Below are 20,403 nucleotides of genomic sequence, written 5' to 3'. Positions count from 1 at the left end.
GTATTGTTATTACTGAATCTGTCGAATACACAACAAAAAAGAAGGTGGGCAATAAAAATGATTTTTTACAATGCTCATCAAAGAGAAGAAGATAAAAACTTTGACTATACTCTTTTTCTTGGCGCAATCTTGCACGATATTGGCAAATTTTATATGAGAACAGAAAACCCTGATGCTAAAAAGAACATCTCAAGAGAATATGAAGCATTTTACCGAGAAGAAGGAAAGTATGCTCCGCGTCATCAGGAATGGAGTGCGTTTTTTGCCGAACATTTTTTGCCAGAAAGTTTAAAAACGGTCACATCTCTTGTTTTGTATCATCACAGACCATCTTCATACCAGCAGCTTTTGATAAGCGTTGCTGACAAGATCTCAGCAAAAGTCGACAGAAAAGACTTAAGCGAAGAAGAAGCAGCAGATGACAAGTCAAAGTACTTAATCTCTGTTTTGTCCCAAATAAGCCTTGATGAAAAAAAGAGAAATACGAAAACACCTTATTATAAGCTTCTGAAAAAAAGGTATGAAGTTGAACCACCTTCTAATAGTTTCAATACAAATGCAAAAGAAGACTATCAAAACCTATGGGCAGAGTTTTCCAGAAAAGTAAATGCTCTGAGAGATGGTTTTGGTAGTTCATTTGACTTAGAAGACTTTGCAACTGCCATTTACAACTTGCTTAGAATTTACACATACAACATTCCATCTGCTTTTTACTATTCGCAGCCTGATATTTCTCTCTGGTCGCACAGCAAGTCAACTGCTGCAATTGCATTTTGTCTTGACAGGCAGCTGAAAAAAGAGTTTTCCCAGGAAAATGAAAGAGTAAGAGTTTTGGAGGCAATCAACACAAAGCTTTTACCTGGAAATGAATCTGCGATAAAAAAGGGTGACTATCCATACTTTTGCCTTGTGAAAGGCGATGTGTCTGGAATTCAGGATTTTGTTTTTGACACAAAGATGGACGGAGCTTTGAAGGCTCTCAAGGCAAAGTCATTTTACATCTCATTTTTGCTTGACACCATTGCAAGATACATCCTCAAAGAAGAAAACATGCCAATCTGCAACCTCATATACAACGGTGGAGGGCACTTTTACCTTCTGATGCCGGGGTATTTTATGGGAAAACTTCCGCAGTATCAACAAAAAATCGACAAAATTCTCTTTTCTGCACACAGAGGAGCTCTGAGCGTGCTTTTAGAAGCTGCAGAGGTTGATCTTTACGACTTTGCACACAACTTTGGCGACTGTTTCGATAGGGTTTCAAGAAATATCCAGAGAAAGAAGGTTTGCAAGTTCAAAGACGTGATTGAAGAGTCAAAAATGGAATTTTTCGAGCCATGGGAAGATTATGAACAAAAGTGTCCTCACTGTGGAAGAAAGATAGAACCAAAGGAAGATAATCCAGATTTTTGTAGTTTTTGCGAAAGCTTTGTTCAGCTTGGCGATGAGCTTATGAAAAGTTTGTTCATTATTGATTCATGGGGAAAAGAAAAAGAGTTTTCAGAATTTTCTGATATTCACAATGTACTTAAAGCTTTTGGTAGATACGTTCAATTTTCCAATCACTATGAAAGCGTTGCGAACACGCTGATTTTGGACAGAAGCAGGATAGAAGATTTGCAGAGAAAGCAAACGGAAATTGAAAAAGGGCAAAAAGGGCCAAAATCAGAATTTGAGAGCGAGTTCTATGAAGATCTTGACATCTCAACCCATGTACCGTTCAAAAGTGAAGATGAAAGAGTACCAATGCTTATAGAGGATATAGCAGAGTCAGCAAAAGGGATTAAAACATGGGGCATTGTTCGAGGAGATGTTGACAATCTTGGCGACATCTTCAAAAAGGGGCTTGGAGAAGATAATTCGATTTCAAGAGTGATGACATTGTCAGAGGAGTTTTCGATATTCTTTGGCTACTACTTCAACAAACTGATAAAAGAACAAAATGGGAATATCATGGTCATCTACGCAGGTGGGGATGACTTTTGCATACTTGGCCAGTGGGATGTTCTTCCACAGACAGCGCATAAGATTTACACAGAATTCAGAAGCTTTTCTTGTTGGAACTCTGATGTCACTCTTTCGATGGGCTTTGAGATAGCACCAGATAAGAAATATCCCATTTACAGGGTTGCGATGGTATGCGGCGAGCATTTGGAGCAGGCAAAAGAGTATGAAAGGGAAAATGGTAAGAAAAAGGACTGTTTTGCATTTGGTGCAAACTTTGTTGGCTGGGAAGAGTTTGAGGATTTGAAAAAACTCAAAGAATCGATTGCTGACCTTGTTGGGAACAAAAATGTCTCAAAAGCGCTTATAAACGGCATCTATGCCGTTTGCAGTCTTAAAAAGATGGCACAGACCCAAGAAGAACTTTTCAAGGCATGGCGATTTGTGTATTTCATGGCAAGGCTGAAAGAGAGGTATTCTAATCCTAAGGACAGAATTGAAAAAGCTCTTGATGAGGTTTTATGGAGAATAATTTGCAAAGAGACAAATAGTCTTTACAAACACTCTTACTTGGCAGCGCGCTGGGCTGAACTTGAGCTGAGAAGATAAAAATCAATTTTGGGGAGAGGGTGAAGTGGTTATGCCAGCACAAGGTGGTAACAATGCATTAGCTTTGAAAAATGATATTTTGAGCAAGATTGAAACTGCTATTGACCCTGAAAAAGACAAGGATGGCAAGGCTTTTTCAGATGTTGCTGAAAAGACAGGTCAACTTTTAAAGGAGTCAGGCGTCACCATTACTCAGATCAGAAAGTTGTTTACTGAGGTAAAAAGACTTTCTCCAGAAGATGACAATTACAAATACAAACTGAAACTTTTGAAAGCAAAGCTTGCGTACACCGCAGGTAGATTTAAAAAAATGAAACATTTTCAGGAAATAATCGACAAAGCTCTTCCTGTTGCAGAAAAGAGCCCAGAGGCTCTAAACAGGTTCAAAGACTTTTTTGAAGCAGCTGTTGCATATCACAAATACTTTGGTGGCGACCAATAAAAAATCTCAAAAGGGGGAGACTATTGCCATGGATGTAATCTTGAAAGGAAAATACATCATAAAGTGCAAGATTAAAGCTGTAACAGGTCTTCACATTGGTGAGGGCAACAACAGCATTGAGATAGGCGGAATTGACAATGCAGTTGTGAAAGATGCAGAAGGCAAGCCTTACATTCCAGGTTCTTCTCTCAAGGGTAAGATGAGATCTCTTATGGAGTTTGCAGAGGGCAAAGTAAAAGATGATCTGATGGTTGTGGCAGTTAAGAAAGGTGACAAACCAGAGATATGCATTCACATGTGCGATGACAAAGAATGTCCAGTTTGTGGACTTTTTGGTAGAAATCATGGTAAGCATGTTACCAAAAAAGAATTTTTGAAAGACCCTAAGGCAGAAGGAAGAGATTTTTCTGACGCAGTCATCCCCACAAGGCTCATTGTTCGCGATGCAAAGCTGATAGAAAGCTCTATCACAGACGAGATGAAAGAGAACCTTGACCTTGAGTGGACAGAAGTAAAATTTGAGAACAACATAGACAGAATAACCTCAAAGGCAAATCCAAGACAGAGCGAAAGAGTTCCTGCAGGCGCTGAATTTTCTGCAGAGTTTGTTGTCAACAGGTACGAGGTTGACGGCAGCGACGATGGTCAGCTTTATTTGAGCAAGTTCATCAAAGCAATGAAGCTTTTAGAAGATGATTACTTGGGAGGTCAAGGTTCAAGAGGAAACGGTAAAGTCAAGTTTGTGGACATTGAAATAGTTTACAAAGATTCAAGCGACTATGAAAAAGACAGTAATGACCTAAAACCAATTGCAACCGCACCAAGCCTGGACCAGCTTAAACTTGCAACAAAGTAGAATTTGTTATTTAAAAAGGTGATAAAGATGGGCAAAGGCAAATTGTACAGGGTATTAATGCACTTTACCACACCTCTTCACATCGGCGAAAAGGAAAAGATATACAATATAACCCAGACGTTTGCGCATTCAGACACGCTGATGTCGGGGATAATAAACGCATACTCACTATTGTACGGCAACAGTAGTACAAACCAGCTGGTGGAGAGTTTTTTGCAGAAAAGTCTGCCTTTTGAGATTTCTTCCACGATGCCGTATGTCGGTAATGAATTTTTTGTACCAAAACCGATTGGGTTGAACCTTCATCTTTACAAGGATAAAGGCATAATTGAGGTTGAAAAGGACAAGGAAATCAAAAAGGTGAAATTCATAAGAGAAAAAGACTTGCTCAGCAATTTCCCAGGAAAATACAAAGTAGCAGGGAGCTTCTTGCTGCCCAAAGATATGCTTCACAAATTTGATGATAGCGAAAAAGCACCATCCTTGGGAAAAATTAAAGAAAGGGCAAGGGTTTCAATAGACAGGCTAAGTTCTTCCTCGAACATATACTATTTTTCTCACTTTGAGTTCAAAGATAATGCGGGACTGTGGTTTTATCTCAGAATAAACGACCAGAGCTTAGAAAACAAAGTCAAAGCAGCAATAAGACTATTGGGCGATGAAGGACTTGGCGGCGATAGAACCTGCGGGCTTGGAAGCTTTGAAGCTAAGTTTGTAGAAAGTAGCATGCTAGAAGAAAATGACAGGGCAAAATATTACATGAGCCTGTCACTTGTAAATCCCCAAAGTGAAGATGAGATAAAAAGTGCGCTGTATTATGAAATTTTGACGCGAAGCGGCTACATCTACTCAAAGGCAGGGCTTGGCATAAAGAGAAAAGCTGTACGAGCATTTGCAGAAGGGACTGTATTTTCAGGAAAAGTTTGCGGCAGGGTGGTTGATGTAACACCTCAGAAGTTTTCTCAGCACAGGGTATATTGTTTTGGGCTTGCGTTTTTGGTTCCCCTGCCGGAAGGGGTGATGATGATTGGCAACTGAATGTTTTGAAAGCAGGGTATATGAGATAGAAGTTCTGACCCCAACTGTAATTGGCGGGCAGGACAAAATCCAGAGCTTTGAGTTTGTCAGAGACGGCGATTATTTGTATTTTATAAACTTCGATAGGCTACTTGAAGAAAATCTTTTCAAGGAAAGCTTTGTTGATGAGCTGACACGCGGACTTTCAGGAAACCTCAAAGATTTCAACATCCGCAATGTCATGACAAAATACAACATAGATTTCAGGCGATTCTCAAAGTACAAGCTAAAGCTTGAGGGGGTTCAAAAGCTTCCAAGAGAGATTGTGGCTTTTGTCAAGAGCGCAGGAAGATTTTATATTCCAGGGTCGTCATTCAAAGGTGCGATAAGGTCTTTTGTGACAAAGGCGCTCAGGAAGGATTTAATAAAGCACTATGAAGATTGCCTGAACCAAAAAGGTAAGGTTGACCCGCAGCATCTTAGCAGCGACGCAGATAAGAAAGTATTTTCATCACCGAACGAATCACCCTTTAAATATCTTCAGATAAGCGATAGCAGTTTTGTAAATCCAGATGATGCAGCAGTTTTTGAGATAAAAGTCATGAACATCTGTGACGGTCAAGTTAAGTGGTTTGCAGGGGTGAAAGAGGGTAAAACAAACAACGTAGATAACCCAGAACAATCTTCTTCAATCCTTGCAGAGGGGATAAAGCCCGGGGTTAAAGTTTTTGGCAGCATGAAGGTTGAGAAGGACTTTGTTGATGGGAACGAGGTTGTAAGTGGGCTTAAAGAGAAAATTGGCATGAATGTTTCAGTAGTTTCTCCTTCAGAGTTTTTAGCAGAGGTTATGAGGGCTGTTGCTAAAGATTACATTCAAAGAGAGATAAATTTCTACAGCAAGTACAATCAAGCTCAGATTGTCTCAGAGTACCATAAGCTTTTGAATATTTTGAACTCTCTTGAACCAAACCAGTTTTTAATTCAGATAGGATTTTCAACAGGGTATTTGTCAAAGACTGTGGGGATATTTTTTACTAAATCTCATTTTGAAAAGCTTGAAAAAGTTGGTGGGCTGTCAAGGATTTACCCAGAACTTTTCCCGAAGACAAGAAGGATAATCTTCAAAAACGGGCAAGTTTACACAGTCCCCGGCTGGATAAAAGTAACCATTAGATGATGGGCTGTGATGAAAAAGTGGCAAAATACTTTACATTTCATTTCTGGGCAAGGGAGGATGGCGTATTTTTGCCATCCTCTTATTACTCTAAGGTATATGAAGCTTTGAAGAGTCTTCTTGCTACAGAGCAGTTTACCATCTCACCCATTAGAACAAAAAACAAAAAAGAGGTTGAAGATGGCATATGGGTGTTCGAAGATTTTAGAATATACCTTGCCACACCTTTTTTAGAGCTTGTTACACAGAACATATTAAAGATTTATGAAAGTTTAAATGGTTTGTTTGATGGCATTTACTTGAAGAGAATTTCATGCAGGACGCAGCAGCCAAAGACAAGTGGAAATTTGCTCAGCGGTGTGTTTGCTCAAAAAGACGGGGCTTGCTTAGAATATGACAGACAGCCAGAGATTTTTTCAGAGATGCTAAGAAGGCAGCTTTTGAGCATCTACTACCAAAGGTTTGGAGCATATCCAGAAGACCAGAGGTTTTTCTTTGTCATAAAAGATGGCTTGAAAAAACAGCATGTGGTTCCTTCAAGAATTGAGTATTTTGGTAGATACGAAGTATTTGCCTCAACAGAGCTTCTTGACATGTTTTGCCAGATGTTTTGTGTAAAGTAGATTTTGTAAAACTCTGCTATTCAGCTTGTGCAGGCTGCAAACCAATTTTCTTCGCAGAAAAATTGACTTTTGTAAGCTTTTCATAGAGGGTAAATTATAAGTAGTAGGAAAGTGCCACGAGGTGAGAAGCGATGTCGCTAAGTTCTCTTCTTGGCGCATCAATAATGCTCAATGGGCTTGCAGAAGGGTTAAAAGTTTTTGCAATTGTTGTTGTTCTAGGGTTTGTTATAAAAGGGCTTTGGCAGGGCTTTATAAAGGCGCTTGCTAAGAATTAATGTATTTGCTAAGAAATAATAGCTTCTGACAACACTCTAAAAGGGCTTGAGAGCACAAAATGGCTTTCCTAAGCCCTTTTTTTCTTTTTCTGAAAAGGATCATACTCTCATTTCATTCCAGACCGTTCCACAATTCTCAGGCATATACTACAAACATACATTATCTGCATATTACTGTTCTTTGGACAATTTAGTATTTCGCTCCACAAAGGGGGAATGCAGGTCAAAAGCAATTGAAAAATATAATAACAATAATGCAAAATAATGCCAATCATTATCTAAAAATCAAAGATAAAGCTAATAAAAAATCAATTTTTCTGAAAATTGCATTAAAATAGAGGATTATGTCAATATGTGTCGAAAGATATTATATAAAAATATTTTATGTAAAATACGCTCAATAAAGGGTATAAACTATTTTAAAGATAAATCAAAATTGAAAGGTATGATTGCCCATGTCCAAGCTCTCTCAGATGTATGGATACTGGAAAGATTCTATAAAAACCTCAATGAAAAGATATGATGAGAACTTGGAGAAAAGTTTAAAGCACCTGCAAGACTTTTACAGCAGAATATTGAAAGACTACATAATCGACTGGAGAAAATATTTTGAAAGCCAGCCTTTCAGGCACAATCTCAGGCAAAAGATAGAGGGATTTTTTGGCAAAAATGAGATAAACTTTGTTGCAATAGACGGAACATGCATTAAAGATGAAGGTAGCAATTTTATAACCTTCTTTGCAGGCGCTTATGGAGCAAGAGGAAAAATAATAATCAAGCATGAGGGTGAAAAAATCAAGTATGAGCGATGGGACTTTGCTCGGGATGTAACTATGATGGCGCATCTTCCGGTTTATCCTTACGAGATAGAGTTTGTGGCAAATTCGCACGAGCTAAATCAGATGCAGTTTTACTCAGACAAAGATGTACAAGAGATATTAAACCTTCACACATCTCTGATGAAGCTTGCAGAGGTTTACCTAGCTTACCATGTTGTGTCATCATCAACAGTTGATATGCCGCAGATAATTCTTTTGGACTTAGCACCAAGCACACTTTTAAGAGTACCATATGTAAATTATAAGAATACAAACTATCTGGGATATAAGTATCTTAACGACACAATAAAGTTGTCAGACGTTATCATTGCACTTTCACATCCGTACAATAAAGAACTTGGAGTGCCTTCAAAGAAAAAATATCGCAGCTATGCACTGCTTTTGTCAAAATTAGATGAGATTTGCAGCCAAAATCAGAAAACCTTCTTTACATATAAGGAACTTGCGGAAATCTGCCAGCTTTCCATAGATGATATAAAAGAAATTATAAAATTTTTGAATGCAACAGGTGTTGTGGAAGATGATAAAGTAGCAGGAATAAAGCTATTGGTAAACTTATCCCAACGATGGAACTATCTTGTAAGCTTTTTTGATTATATCTGCAACCAAATATTTGTCCGAAAAAATCCGACAGCATTAGAGTTTTCGAATTTATCTGAAAAGAGCAATATAAAAAAGCTAATTTCTCACGATGATATAAGTTTTTTAATATCAATTGGCATAAGAGCCCTGATTGAAAAGTGCTGGGAGAAGAATGTCTTTTTAATTGGGATAGTGAAAGACTCAAAATCGCGCTATTTTTGTCGAAATTTTTTGAATGTGCTTTCAAGCCAGAATATGCTGCAAATTGTCGAGGAAAATTTTAAAACAAATAACTTACAGATAGCCATGAGCGACAGGCTTGTTTTCGAAAACTGCGCAGCTTTGAGCACTGAGCTTTGTGCCCCGTGGTCTTCTGTTGAGTTCGACTCTGCGTTTACCACTTTGTTTGTGGACAGGAACAACAACATCACAGGCGTGAAAGGCCACATAGTTTCAGATGATAGAATATTTGCAAAGTCAATAGCTCAGTTTTATCTGCAAAGATTAAAAAATCAGTGCAAGATGGGTCATGCCATTTTTGTTGAGAGGCTTTTACATCCAGCCCTTGACAAGCAGTTTCTGGATGTAGAGTTGGTCAACAACAGCAAGCTTGGAAGGATATCACCTTTTATTCACATTGATAAAAATGTTATAAATTGGGGCCAGGCGATGAACATCTATTTTTTGGACGTTCTTACAAGAAACCATTTTCCTGAAGTGATTGGCTATCCAGAACCGCTTCACAAGGCAGACAGAGGTGCTAAAACCCTCTTGAGATTTGCAAAGGGTATAATCCAGAGCAGTCAGCAGCTTTACAGAAAAGACCCGCTCAATATGACTTTTAGGAAATTCCGAGATAGCCTCAAGTTTGATGATGAGGAGTGAAATGAATGTTCAATACAGAGATTGTTGGGCGCATGATGAAATATGATAGCGACGTATATTCAAGATACAGAGCTGAAATCTGGTTTGCATATACAAAAAAGGCAATGAATGAAATAAAAGAAGGTGCGCTTCTGGCTGTTCAGAATTTTTCGTCAACATCTGACAAGATTCGATACTGCATATTAGAAATTACATCTGTAGTACCGCTTCATTATGGACTTGACAATGACCTTTCCGGGTATCCGGGATTTTTGACAGAAGCAGCCGAAAATATTTATCGCGACTGGGAAGAGCAAGAGGATGAGCCTTTGGACGATGCAACAAAGATAAAATGCCTTGCAATTCCGACAAATTTTGAGATTATAATCGACAGCGACCAAAGTATTTCGATAGGGATAGAGTCAAATCTTCCCATGGTTGGTGCAGAGGCGTTCTTGCTTGATGAGGAGTTGACAAATCGTATTCTGAACCATGATATAGACAAAAGTGGCGATGTTATTGAAATTGGACATCTGATAAGAGATAAAAATGTAAAAATTTTGCTTAAAGTCGAAGAGCTTTTGAGAGTGCACTTTGGCGTGTTTGGCTTTACCGGGGCAGGAAAATCAAATCTTCTCAGCACTCTTGTAAGAAAAATATTAACAGAATCAAATCTTCCTGTGAAAATTGTTATATTTGACCTAATGGGTGAATATTCAACCCTGCTTATTGACCTTTTGGTAAAGCTTGAAAATAGTATGATTATAGGTATTGGTGAAAAAACATTTGTAGGTTCGTTAGTATCGCTTATGAAAGCAGATAGAAACTCACCTGAGTACAAAGAACTTTTGAAAAAAGCAACAATTGATGTTGTAAACTCTGCACTGTATCCCAAAGGGCTTGTAGGGTATAAAGATTTATTCAAAAAGGCATTTTATAAGATTCTGAACAGCAGAAAAGTAAAGATTTGGCAGAGTGGCGACATAGCTGTTGCTGATTTTGCCAGAATGCATGAAAGAACGCTTTTAAAAGGGAATTTAGGGAAAAGTGAAGCAACGGTAAAAAAACTTTATGAACAGCTTTTAAAAAAGACAAATCCTTTGAATGCTAATGTTTGCTATGCGCTTATTCAGCATATAGAAAGCAAGTATCTTTCTGATGAAACTCTTGGTTCAATAGCGCGTTCTAATTTAGAGCTTTTTATAAATGAGCTGAAAAAGAGGTATGAGGAACTTAAAGAGTTTGGATTTTCAAATGAAAATGTTATTGACCAGAAAAAACTTATTGATATCCTCAACAGACCAGACGACAAAGCGCTTATAATATTCCAGTCGCATGACCCGGACGAGCTGCGAAATCTTGCATATCAGATTGGCATGGCAATTTTTGAAGACAGGCGCAGAAGCGGCAAGATTGACCCTGTTGTAAGTTTCATATTTGACGAGGCTGATGAGTTCATTCCACAGGATGCAAAGGATTCATACGAGCGTTCAAGTGAGGTTGTGATGCACTTAGCAAGGCGAGGAAGAAAATTTGGCTTGGGGATAGGTATTGCAACCCAGAGGATTACTTACCTTAACACCAATATTATGGCACAGCCGCATACATACTTTGTCAGCAAGCTCCCGAGAAAGTCTGACCAGGAGAGAATAACAGATGCTTTTGGTATTAGTGAAGATATGTTCAAGCAGACATTCAAGTTCAAAAAAGGATGCTGGCTACTTGTAAGCTATGATGCAATTGGCTTAGAAGCAGTACCGTTGCCTATCTATGTCCAAAATGCAAACGATGCTGTGCTTGAATTTCTGAGAACTCTTTAATATAACTAATCAAGGCAAGGAAAATACATTTTATTCAATTCTAAACAGACTCAAAAACTAGCAGCATTCACATCAAACATCTCTAAAAAATGTTTTTGACAAGTAAAGAGAAAAGAACAAAATTGTTTAAAAAGAAAAAAATAAAGATGATATGATATTGAAGATAATCTTCACGCTGACACACAAAATATACTTTAAAGTATAATAAAATAGAGTATAATAAACATGAGGTGATTTTTATGAGAAGATTTATAAACCGCAGCAAAGAACTTAATTTTTTAGAGAAACAGTATCGAGAGCAAAATTCATCGCTTGTTGTTATTTATGGAAGAAGGAGAATTGGCAAGACTGCACTTATTAAAAAATTTATTCAACACAAGCCTGCTATTTATTTTTTGGCTTCTGAAGAGGCGGAGAATCAAAACATAGAGTATTTTAAAAAAGCTGTAAGCAATTTTTTAAAAAATCCTTTGATTGAAAGATTATCTGGTGTAGGTTGGGATGATATTTTTGATGTTATAGTAAATTCAAAAATTGGTAAAAAAGTAGTGATAGTATTTGATGAATTTCAAAACTTGTGCAAAACAAACCCAGCTTTTGCTTCGGTTGTTCAAAGAATCTGGGATGAAAAGCTAAAAAACCACAGTTTTATGCTTATTTTGAGTGGTTCTTTGGTGGGAATGATGCAAGAACATGCTCTTTCTTATTCAAGTCCTTTGTACGGTAGAAGAACAGGACAAATAAAGCTAAAGCAGTTTTCATTCAAAGAAGCAAAAGAATTTTTTCCTGAAGTGTCAGAGGACCAATTTATATGGATATATTCCATCGTTGGCGGGGTTCCAAAATATTTAGAGATGTTCAAGTTTGAAGGCGATATTTACAAGGCAATTGAAGAAAATATTCTAAGCAGACAGAGCTTCTTATATGAAGAGCCTGTATTTTTGCTTGAAAAGGAAGTTCATGAGGTAGGAAGCTATTTTTCGATAATTAAAAGCATTGCGCTTGGAAACCATAAACTCAGCCAGATTGCCCAGAGCCTTTCTGTAGCGCAAACAAAACTTACAAAGTATTTGAATACTTTGATGGACCTTGATATTGTAAGAAGAGAAGTTCCAATAACAGAGGAGTATCCAGAAAAGAGCAAAAGAGGGTTATATTTTATAAACGATAATTTTATAGATTTCTGGTTTAAGTTTGTATATCCCTACAGAGAACAATTAGAACTTGACAATACTAAATATGTAGTTGAAAATATCAAGTCAAAAATTGTGACAAATCACATAAGTTTTGTTTATGAAGAAATTTGCAGGCAAATTTTAATGGATTTAATAAAAACAAAAGAGATTGATATTCAGTTAGACAGAGTAGGCAAGTGGTGGGATTCAAAGTCGGAGATTGATATAGTAGGAATTGGTAAAAATACAGGTCATGTTGTTTTTGGTGAATGCAAATATTCGCAAAATGTAATTGATATTGATGTATTTTTTAACCTTAAGAAAAAAGCAGAAAATGTAAAGGTATTTCCTGAGAAAAAAGAACTTTATATTCTCTTTAGCAGAACAGGATTTTCAGAAAGGCTTTTGGAGTTTGCGAAAGAGACAAAGAATTTGATACTGATAAAGTTTCCATAAAAATAGCTCAGGTAGCAAGAACGTCTGTATGGGCAAAAAAGGATTGTCAAAACACTAAGATAAAGAAAGGAGAATATTTTAATGCCAAAATATTCTAACATTGTTATGACAGGTGGAATTTCAGTATTTTTCTCAAGTGAAAAAAAGAGCAATGTTTTTTATGAATATTTTAAAGAATTCTATGAAAATAAAAACTCATACAAGGGTCAGGATTTGAACAAAGTTTTGACTGAGATATGTAAAGAAAAAGAAATAACAGATGAAGAAATACAAAGATTGGTCAAAGAAAAACCCAATCAAGTAAGTGCTGAATTTTCAATGCTAAATGGTCTAAAAGAAAAAGAATTATTGGATGACAAATTTAGTGTTTCGATTATACATTCTGATACTCCAGATGGCATTATGGCTGCGCTAATTAATAAAAAAGTAATAGAACTTATTTTTGAAGGTTCAACAGTTTTTATGGCAGAGGTAGAAGATGTGGATGTCTCAAATGAAGTGAAATTGCAAAGGTCCTTGGGGAATTTTATGCAAGTTGTTGCAAAAGAACTATTAAAGGGTTCAAAAGAAACAACTTTTTTTGCACCAATTGGTGGCTACAAATACATGACTTATCTGGGATATGTTGCAGGTGCTCTTTTTGGTTATCCATCTGGGTATATGTACGAAAAAGATCAAAAGTTGCTTGTTGTGCCCCCAATTCCTATTGAAATAAATTTTGATTTAATTGCAAAAAACAAAAATTTTATAGCTAACTTGCTGAAAGCTGGGCAGCTAAGTTATCAAGAACTTAGTGAAGCTGAAAAAGAAGTTGTAGACACAATGCCGTATTTCTTCGAAAAAATAGTAGTTGATGGGCAAGAGATTGTAAGCCCAAATGCTTTTGCACAGTTTATTTTTGAAGATTACATCAATACAACAATAAAGGTAAGTACAGAGGTAAAAGAATTAATAAATAAAAATGAACAGTATAAGAATTTTATTCATAATCAGTTAATGGAACTTATAAAGAAGGTAAAATTGTATTTCAAAAATTACAGGGAGTATCAAGGTTTAAAAGGAGAACTGCAACACAATGAAACTTGGGGGATAAATAAACCATATATTTACAAAGGGGTATCAAATGGCAGTAAATTTGTATTCAGATGCGCCTATGATTTCGACAATATCAACAGCGTCTTATCTATATACAAAATCTGGCTTAAACATGATGAGTATGAAGATGACTGCGAGAAAATTGCAAAAGGAAAAAAGATGATAGATATGGATAAAAATAAATTAGTTGAAATAGATATTGAGGAAGAGTGAAAAAATTAAGCTTAAAAACTTTAAAGCCACAGGCAATAACAAAACAAGTTAATGTCTGTGGCTTTTTTGTTAAATCACAAACAAAAAATCACAAAATCCCTCAAACTGCAACCAATTCCCAAAGGGCAGGATACAAACAATCGGATTATCAAGATAAAATTTTAGAAGTAGACGGTTTCAATCCCCAAAGGGAAGACTACAAACACGTCAAAGCTTAATTTTATTATATCTAATTTATACATTCCTGTAAATATTTTCATATCAAAACATCTGTAAAAAACTCAAATCAGCCAAAAAAAATCAATCGATAAAGACCTATCGAACCCTTCCGTCTATCCAGCTGCTGCCAGAAGTTTTGCCAAATCCATGTGCTGCAATTCTGAAATCGCATACAAATTAAATCTTAAAATTTTGCCACCGGAGGTCGACAGATATGACTTTTGATCAAAATGGAAATAATATAAGTCATCTTTTGAATAATATTCAAAAACTATAATCTGTATTACTCTTGCTTTAAAAAAACAAAAACCACAAGCCGCTTTTTAACTCTAAAGCCACTTGTGGTTAAATTCTCTTGCTGTCAATTCAAAAGCTCTTTTCTCAATCTCTTTATCTCCTCAATATCAAGTTCGGTCAGCTCTGCTATCTCTTCATCTCTTATACCCTTTTGTATCATCTTCTTAGCTATTCTAATTTGACTTTCACGAATACCTTGTTGCAAACCTTGTTGCAGTCCAAGGTTGAAATCTTTTGCTCTTGCTTCATCAAGAAGTCTTGCTACATTTGATATAAATTCACCCATATTTTTGCCACCCCCTTGTTTAACTCTTTCTGCTACCCTTTCATACTCCTCTTTTTGCTCTTCCAGCAGCCTCGGTCGTATTATGTAATATGCCCACCTTAAAAATCTGTCTACGTTCTCATTGCTCAGTTTCTCTACATTCTTCTCAACCTCTAAAAGCCTTCTTATAAGCTCATCCCTGTCTTCTCTTACCTGCTCTAAATAAAATATTATCGGCGTTAGCAAGTCCTTCTCCTCTTGAAGAATCTTTTTGACATCTACTTCAGACACATCTACTACTCTGTATCTGAATACATCATCCTTGAAAGTCTCAAATGCTTCCATTAAATCAGTAGAAAGATTCCATTTTTCCTTTGTTCCGTTGTACACAACTATGGGTATAACAGGCGGAAGGTTCTCTGCCCCTTTGCTAAGTTCCTTCCACCACAGGCTTACCATGTACTTCAGTATCTTCTGTGCCATATCCCTTTTCACTGTCGACTGGTTCTCTATCAGGATATAAAAATATACTTCTCTTCCTTTTAGCTTTGCTTTTGCAACAATATCGGCTCTGAGCTGGGATAGCTGCTGTGTTACAAATTCGCTGTCATCAAATTCTATAGACTCCTCATCTATTTCATCTGCCCAGCTGTATCTGAGAATGTCTTTTACAAGCACAAGTAGCTCTTTTTTGTCTTTGAGCAAGAACTTAAAAGTGGTATCATGCTCCATTGGTGGAATTTCAGAGCTCAAGGCAATTTCACTCCGACTTATGAATTTTTCAGAATAAAATTCTACACTCTGCAGCCAAAGATGCTGAGTTTGTTTTATTTTTTGTCCAATTTAATTATACCACAAAAGCGGTCTCACAGTTTCATTTTTTTAATCTTCAAAGGGTAGGCTACAAACCAATGGTTTCCACAGAATTCAAGCACTTGTTGATATCAAGTTTCAATCCCCAAAGGGAAGGCTACAAACCACCGCCTTTTCTAACGACAACTAAACATATTGATGTTTCAATCCCCAAAGGGAAGGCTACAAGCCAAGCTCGCCCAAAGGGCTCGTTTGGGGCCCCTACCCGTTTCAATCCCCAAAGGGAAGGCTACAAACTGAATTGAAAAAAATCAATAATTTTGACGAAGGGTATTTCAATCCCCAAAGGGAAGGCTACAAACAGTCATAGTCTTGATGGTTTGAACTCTCATTGCGTAAGTTTCAATCCCCAAAGGGAAGGCTACAAACTCATATTCTACAATAGCTTCAATATTTTCGTCTAGAGTTTCAATCCCCAAAGGGAAGGCTACAAACGAGTAAAATGGTGAAAATTAATACCGAGTAAAATAGGTTTCAATCCCCAAAGGGAAGGCTACAAACAAACTTATGAGTTAGTAATTAACGATAATGGTGTAAGTTTCAATCCCCAAAGGGAAGGCTACAAACCCAAAGAGAAGGTAATAGTCTCCAAATCAGATATTAGTTTCAATCCCCAAAGGGAAGGCTACAAACCAAGCACAAACATTAGAAGATAAAACTAAGATTATAGTTTCAATCCCCAAAGGGAAGGCTACAAACTAAGTTTGCTTTTTACTTTAAGAGATGGTAATGAGTTTCAATCCCCAAAGGGAAGGCTACAAACTAAGTTTGCTTTTTACTTTAAGAGATGGTAATGAGTTTCAATCCCCAAAGGGAAGGCTACAAACTATTTCTCATAACAAAAGGATACATTGAGTTAACATGTTTCAATCCCCAAAGGGAAGGCTACAAACCTTACCTTAATTTGGCCCATAGCATTTATAATTTGTTTCAATCCCCAAAGGGAAGGCTACAAACATTCAAGCCCATGTCCCCTATACCGCTTTGCAACGTGTTTCAATCCCCAAAGGGAAGGCTACAAACTAATAATTGGGTGCTCGGAGAGGGATATGCATGTTTCAATCCCCAAAGGGAAGGCTACAAACCATGCAGGCAGTGACATAACAAGTGCTGTAGCAAGTGGTTTCAATCCCCAAAGGGAAGGCTACAAACTAGGAAACAAAGCTGCAAGTTTCATGACTTCGATTCTGTTTCAATCCCCAAAGGGAAGGCTACAAACGGTAGTATAAAAATATTACCCGCATTTTCGATGTGGTTTCAATCCCCAAAGGGAAGGCTACAAACCACTTTTGTAAATACTTAGTTTTCCACAAAGTTTTTGTTTCAATCCCCAAAGGGAAGGCTACAAACCCGTAGATGGCTTGAGAAATCTTACAAGGAACAAATGGTTAAGTTTTCAAGCTGCTGTATGTTATTTCTATTATACTCCACAAGCTCTTGAAAGTCAACACATACCAGAATTTACCTTTTGCTGTCGATCCCCGGGGGTTTTTGGGGGGATTACAGGTCGACAGCAATTGGTAAATACAAAAGTCATAATACGTCACAAATCACAAAGTACATAATTAAAAATGTCAATTTTTGCACAAGCAAAAATAATATAAAATGAAAAAAATGACATATAAAGCTAATTAACTTCGCATAAAATTTGACCTTAAAAATTAAATGATGGTATGTAAAATTAAAAAGTGTACTAAGTAACGAGGATTGCAAGTTCAAAATTTGGTTGTATCTTGAAAATAAAATTGGTATAATTAACATAAAAGTGAGGTGAGAGGCTATTGATAGAGGAAATAGTTGAGATTGGTGATGTTCTAATTGGTGATGCATCTGGAAATGATGCCTATTTATCTGTTCTTACAGAAGATATTGAGGTTCCATCTGGGGATGAAAAGAGATATGTTGCAAAAATTGACTTTTCTACAAATGAGAAAAAGATTAATATAGACTGTGCTGAAGAAATTGATGATGAAACTGCTAAAAAATATGTTTATGTTGGTTCGGCAGAAGGGGCAAATTCGTCACAATGGTTTGCTTCTACGACATCTTTTGCATATTTTCTAACAGAAACCATTCCAAACCTTGTTGAATGTGAAATACCTGTAGTATCTGACATATGTAAAAAAATATTGGATATGTATTTTGTCAAAGTCAAAGAATATCTAAGCAAGTCTTCTGAACTTATCGATGAAGAAAAGAGGTATTTGCAGCAGAAGATAGAGAAAAAATACGTTTATTTTTTAGATACTGACAATATAGTGGTAAATGACAACAAGAGATTGACTGAAAAGCCGCTATCACAGATTTACAAAGAACTAATTAACAATGCAAAATCAACAGATAAGATTTTTAAGCAATTGAGAGATATTTTTACAAAGGAATGTACAAATGGATTAAAGAAATTAACAGAGCTAAAACCTCAGCAAATAGGCTTATATGTACTTTGCGTTGATGGAAAGCCTTTGACAAGCTATCCAGAGTATATTGACGCTGTTATTGCATACAAACGCCAGGTCAAAAAAGGCACAGAAAAGACTAAAAAGAAGCAAAAAGAAGGTAATATATGTTATATATGTTTGGACACAGATAACTTATCATTCGAAGGATTTAAAAAGACAAAGTTTAAATATTTTACGACAAACCAGAATATATTTGCATCTTATCTTGACCAAAAGAACTATGCCAAGAACATAACTGTATGCGAAAAATGTCTTTTAAAGCTTGTGGCAGGAGATATATTTTTAAGAAATAAACTTAAAACCCAGCTTGGCTCTTTTGATGTATATGTTCTGCCAACTTTTGTTTACACAAGTGCAAAGCTAACAAAAAACTATTTAGAAGAACTTTCCCAAAATATCACGAATTCGTTGAACACTGCATGGAACTATAACAGCCTGGAAAAACTGCGAGATGATATATACAACTTTCTTTCATATTTCGACCAAAACCACTATTTTTTACTGAACCTGATTTTTTACAGAGAAGCACAAGCAAGTACAAAGATAATAAGGTTTATACCCGACATCAATCCTTCAATTTTCGACAAAATTTACAATGCAGCATCAAAAGTTTTTTCTCAATATACTGACCTCATTGGGAATGACCCTTCTTTTAAGATTTCCCTTGAAAGCATCTATTACAGCGTCCCAATAAGGCTCAAAAACATAAGTGAGAGCAAAGAATCGCAAAGGCTTTTGAACATCTACGATGCTATTTTTTCTGGCAAGAGAATAGCAAGAGATGTTCTCATAGAAAACTTCATAAAGGCAGTAGGTGTTGTTGTTTACGGGAAAGAAGGGTATAACCTTTCAAAGTTTATAGGAAACGACATTGCTTCAATGGTTATCAGAATGGTTTTTGTTATAAGATTTTTAGAAATTTTGGATTGTCTGGAGGTGAAAAGAGGGATGGATGTTGCGCAGCTGAATTTGTCCGACGATCTCAAAAGCTATATTCAACAAATGAATTATGATGAGCCAAAGACAGCTCTGTTTTTGCTTGGAGTTTTGATTGGCGAGATAGGAGCAAAACAATATCTTGCTACCAAAGATAGGCAAGACGACTCTGCTGGGCACAAACCAATTTTGAACAAGATAAATTACAATGGGATTGACAAGCCAAAGCTTATAAGACTGTGCAATGATGTTCACAACAAGCTGAGGCAGGAAAAGATTTTGCCATACACCGAGATGATTTTTGCCGAGATGAAGAGGCTTTTAGACAAGCACATAGATTCATGGAAGCTTGACAAGTATGAAACTCTTTTTTACATTCTCTCAGGTTATGCATACAAAACTCAAAAGGTTATATTAAATGCTTCTTCAAACTCTCAGGATACATCTAATTAAAATAGGAGGGCTGATGAAAGATGGAAAAGAAGATTATTGATAAGAACAGCGAGATTTTGTTTACCTATGATGCTAAGCTTTGCAATCCAAACGGTGACCCAGATGAGGAAAATCGACCAAGGATGGATTGGGAAAAAGAGATAAACCTTGTGTCAGATGTTCGTGTAAAAAGGTATATCCGTGATTATGCAGACGACCAGGGTATTCCAATTTATGTTCGAAAGATTGAAGGCAAGAGCGTAAAGCCAGAAGAAGTAATCAAAAGCGTAGGAGAAGACATCGACGAGCTTGAGACCTTCATTGACATAAGGCTTTTTGGTGCAACAATACCTATTAAGAAAGAGACGAGAACTTACATCGGGCCTGTACAGTTCAACTGGGGATATTCTCTGAACAAGGTTGAGCTTTTAGAAGCATCTATCACAAGCCATTTTGCAAGCGATGAGAAAAAACAGCAGGGTGCTATAGGCAAAGACTACAGAGTGAAATACTCTTTCATAGCTTTTTCTGGAATAGTGAGCGCAAGAAGAGCAAAAGAGACTAGACTTACAGAAGATGACCTAAAGTTTTTGGATAGAGCAATGAAAGAAGCAATTCCACTTCAGGCAACCAGAAGCAAGATAGGTCAGTATCCGAGGCTTTACATGAGAGTAGAGTATGTAGATGATAAGACCTTGCTTGGAGACCTCAGAGATTACATTAAACTCATTGAGGTTGTCGAAAAACCGCGAAAAATTGAAGACGTTCAGCTTGACATCACAGCCCTGGTTGAGTTTTTGCATAAGAACAAGGATGTAATTTCAAAGATTTACTATTTCAAGCACCCCGACCTTTGCCTTGTTTGCGATGGCAATGTTGTGGACTTTAAAGATGCATTTGGTACTTTTGAGCTTGAAGAAGTTTAGGAAGAACAAGGT

The 20,403-nt window shown here is 36.7% G+C and carries 15 protein-coding genes and 1 CRISPR repeat array; of the genes, 14 read left to right on the top strand and 1 reads right to left on the bottom strand.

Annotation, left to right across the window (positions count from 1 at the left end; all coding sequences use genetic code 11):
• The first annotated feature begins 57 nt into the window (after window positions 1–57).
• From cas10 to CALHY_RS13675, 12 genes are all read left to right on the top strand, one after another.
• A complete protein-coding gene (gene cas10 / locus CALHY_RS12950) occupies window positions 58–2,553 on the top strand; it encodes a type III-A CRISPR-associated protein Cas10/Csm1 (RefSeq protein ID WP_013404386.1) in 2,496 nt (831 codons plus the stop codon).
• Between the two features lie 31 nt (window positions 2,554–2,584).
• Window positions 2,585–2,995: a type III-A CRISPR-associated protein Csm2 gene (gene csm2, locus CALHY_RS12945; RefSeq protein WP_013404385.1), complete on the top strand. Its 411-nt coding sequence runs from the start codon at window positions 2,585–2,587 to the stop codon at window positions 2,993–2,995.
• Window positions 2,996–3,023: 28 nt separating this feature from the next.
• Window positions 3,024–3,851, top strand: coding sequence for a type III-A CRISPR-associated RAMP protein Csm3 (gene csm3 / locus CALHY_RS12940; RefSeq protein ID WP_013404384.1), 828 nt, complete (start codon window positions 3,024–3,026; stop codon window positions 3,849–3,851).
• Between the two features lie 27 nt (window positions 3,852–3,878).
• Window positions 3,879–4,889: a type III-A CRISPR-associated RAMP protein Csm4 gene (csm4, locus tag CALHY_RS12935; protein WP_013404383.1), complete on the top strand. Its 1,011-nt coding sequence runs from the start codon at window positions 3,879–3,881 to the stop codon at window positions 4,887–4,889.
• Window positions 4,879–6,045 carry a type III-A CRISPR-associated RAMP protein Csm5 gene (gene csm5, locus CALHY_RS12930; protein ID WP_013404382.1) on the top strand — a complete coding sequence of 389 codons (1,167 nt, stop codon included), beginning with the start codon at window positions 4,879–4,881 and terminating at the stop codon, window positions 6,043–6,045. The genes csm4 and csm5 overlap by 11 nt, the downstream gene beginning before the upstream one ends.
• The gene (locus CALHY_RS12925; RefSeq protein ID WP_238524544.1) at window positions 6,045–6,665 is read left to right on the top strand and encodes a hypothetical protein; all 621 of its coding nucleotides are present in this window, start codon (window positions 6,045–6,047) and stop codon (window positions 6,663–6,665) included. The genes csm5 and CALHY_RS12925 overlap by 1 nt, the downstream gene beginning before the upstream one ends.
• Before the next feature lie 131 nt (window positions 6,666–6,796).
• Entirely contained in the window at window positions 6,797–6,940 is a 144-nt protein-coding gene (locus CALHY_RS13775; protein ID WP_013404380.1) for a hypothetical protein, read from the top strand.
• A gap of 455 nt (window positions 6,941–7,395) precedes the next feature.
• On the top strand, window positions 7,396–9,246 hold the full coding sequence (locus CALHY_RS12920; RefSeq protein ID WP_013404379.1) for a hypothetical protein: 1,851 nt from the start codon (window positions 7,396–7,398) through the stop codon (window positions 9,244–9,246).
• Between the two features lie 5 nt (window positions 9,247–9,251).
• Window positions 9,252–11,045 (top strand): ATP-binding protein, encoded by a 1,794-nt coding sequence (locus tag CALHY_RS12915; protein ID WP_013404378.1) that lies wholly within the window; start codon window positions 9,252–9,254, stop codon window positions 11,043–11,045.
• Between the two features lie 239 nt (window positions 11,046–11,284).
• Window positions 11,285–12,676, top strand: a complete 1,392-nt coding sequence (locus tag CALHY_RS12910) for an ATP-binding protein (protein WP_013404377.1) — start codon at window positions 11,285–11,287, stop codon at window positions 12,674–12,676.
• Window positions 12,677–12,757: 81 nt separating this feature from the next.
• Window positions 12,758–13,984 (top strand): CRISPR-associated protein, encoded by a 1,227-nt coding sequence (locus CALHY_RS12905; RefSeq protein ID WP_013404376.1) that lies wholly within the window; start codon window positions 12,758–12,760, stop codon window positions 13,982–13,984.
• Window positions 13,981–14,202, top strand: a complete 222-nt coding sequence (locus CALHY_RS13675) for a hypothetical protein (RefSeq protein ID WP_013404375.1) — start codon at window positions 13,981–13,983, stop codon at window positions 14,200–14,202. The genes CALHY_RS12905 and CALHY_RS13675 overlap by 4 nt, the downstream gene beginning before the upstream one ends.
• Before the next feature lie 362 nt (window positions 14,203–14,564).
• Here CALHY_RS13675 and CALHY_RS12895 read toward each other — a convergent pair whose 3' ends face one another.
• Window positions 14,565–15,518: an Rpn family recombination-promoting nuclease/putative transposase gene (locus tag CALHY_RS12895; RefSeq protein ID WP_013404374.1), complete on the bottom strand. Its 954-nt coding sequence runs from the start codon at window positions 15,516–15,518 to the stop codon at window positions 14,565–14,567.
• 126 nt (window positions 15,519–15,644) lie between these two features.
• A CRISPR array of direct repeats spans window positions 15,645–16,988; the repeat unit is 30 nt; unit sequence GTTTCAATCCCCAAAGGGAAGGCTACAAAC.
• Between the two features lie 431 nt (window positions 16,989–17,419).
• Here CALHY_RS12895 and CALHY_RS12885 point away from each other — a divergent pair.
• Complete coding sequence (locus CALHY_RS12885) at window positions 17,420–19,486, top strand: TIGR02556 family CRISPR-associated protein (RefSeq protein ID WP_013404372.1); 2,067 nt, start codon at window positions 17,420–17,422, stop codon at window positions 19,484–19,486.
• Window positions 19,487–19,506: 20 nt separating this feature from the next.
• The gene (cas7b, locus tag CALHY_RS12880; protein ID WP_013404371.1) at window positions 19,507–20,391 is read left to right on the top strand and encodes a type I-B CRISPR-associated protein Cas7/Csh2; all 885 of its coding nucleotides are present in this window, start codon (window positions 19,507–19,509) and stop codon (window positions 20,389–20,391) included.
• The last annotated feature ends 12 nt before the right edge of the window (window positions 20,392–20,403 follow it).

It is taken from the genome of Caldicellulosiruptor hydrothermalis 108, from assembly GCF_000166355.1.
Classification (GTDB): domain Bacteria; phylum Bacillota; class Thermoanaerobacteria; order Caldicellulosiruptorales; family Caldicellulosiruptoraceae; genus Caldicellulosiruptor; species Caldicellulosiruptor hydrothermalis.
This window is presented reverse-complemented; position numbering and strand designations above follow the sequence as displayed.

What these genes read in the sequence shown, in the direction of transcription:
- cas10 (WP_013404386.1), top strand. Translation starts at nt 58, where the DNA reads ATGATTTTTTACAATGCTCATCAAAGAGAAGAAGATAAAAACTTTGAC.
- csm2 (WP_013404385.1), top strand. Translation starts at nt 2,585, where the DNA reads ATGCCAGCACAAGGTGGTAACAATGCATTAGCTTTGAAAAATGATATT.
- csm3 (WP_013404384.1), top strand. Translation starts at nt 3,024, where the DNA reads ATGGATGTAATCTTGAAAGGAAAATACATCATAAAGTGCAAGATTAAA.
- csm4 (WP_013404383.1), top strand. Translation starts at nt 3,879, where the DNA reads ATGGGCAAAGGCAAATTGTACAGGGTATTAATGCACTTTACCACACCT.
- CALHY_RS12925 (WP_238524544.1), top strand. Translation starts at nt 6,045, where the DNA reads ATGGGCTGTGATGAAAAAGTGGCAAAATACTTTACATTTCATTTCTGG.
- CALHY_RS13775 (WP_013404380.1), top strand. Translation starts at nt 6,797, where the DNA reads ATGTCGCTAAGTTCTCTTCTTGGCGCATCAATAATGCTCAATGGGCTT.
- CALHY_RS12920 (WP_013404379.1), top strand. Translation starts at nt 7,396, where the DNA reads ATGTCCAAGCTCTCTCAGATGTATGGATACTGGAAAGATTCTATAAAA.
- CALHY_RS12915 (WP_013404378.1), top strand. Translation starts at nt 9,252, where the DNA reads ATGTTCAATACAGAGATTGTTGGGCGCATGATGAAATATGATAGCGAC.
- CALHY_RS12910 (WP_013404377.1), top strand. Translation starts at nt 11,285, where the DNA reads ATGAGAAGATTTATAAACCGCAGCAAAGAACTTAATTTTTTAGAGAAA.
- CALHY_RS12905 (WP_013404376.1), top strand. Translation starts at nt 12,758, where the DNA reads ATGCCAAAATATTCTAACATTGTTATGACAGGTGGAATTTCAGTATTT.
- cas7b (WP_013404371.1), top strand. Translation starts at nt 19,507, where the DNA reads ATGGAAAAGAAGATTATTGATAAGAACAGCGAGATTTTGTTTACCTAT.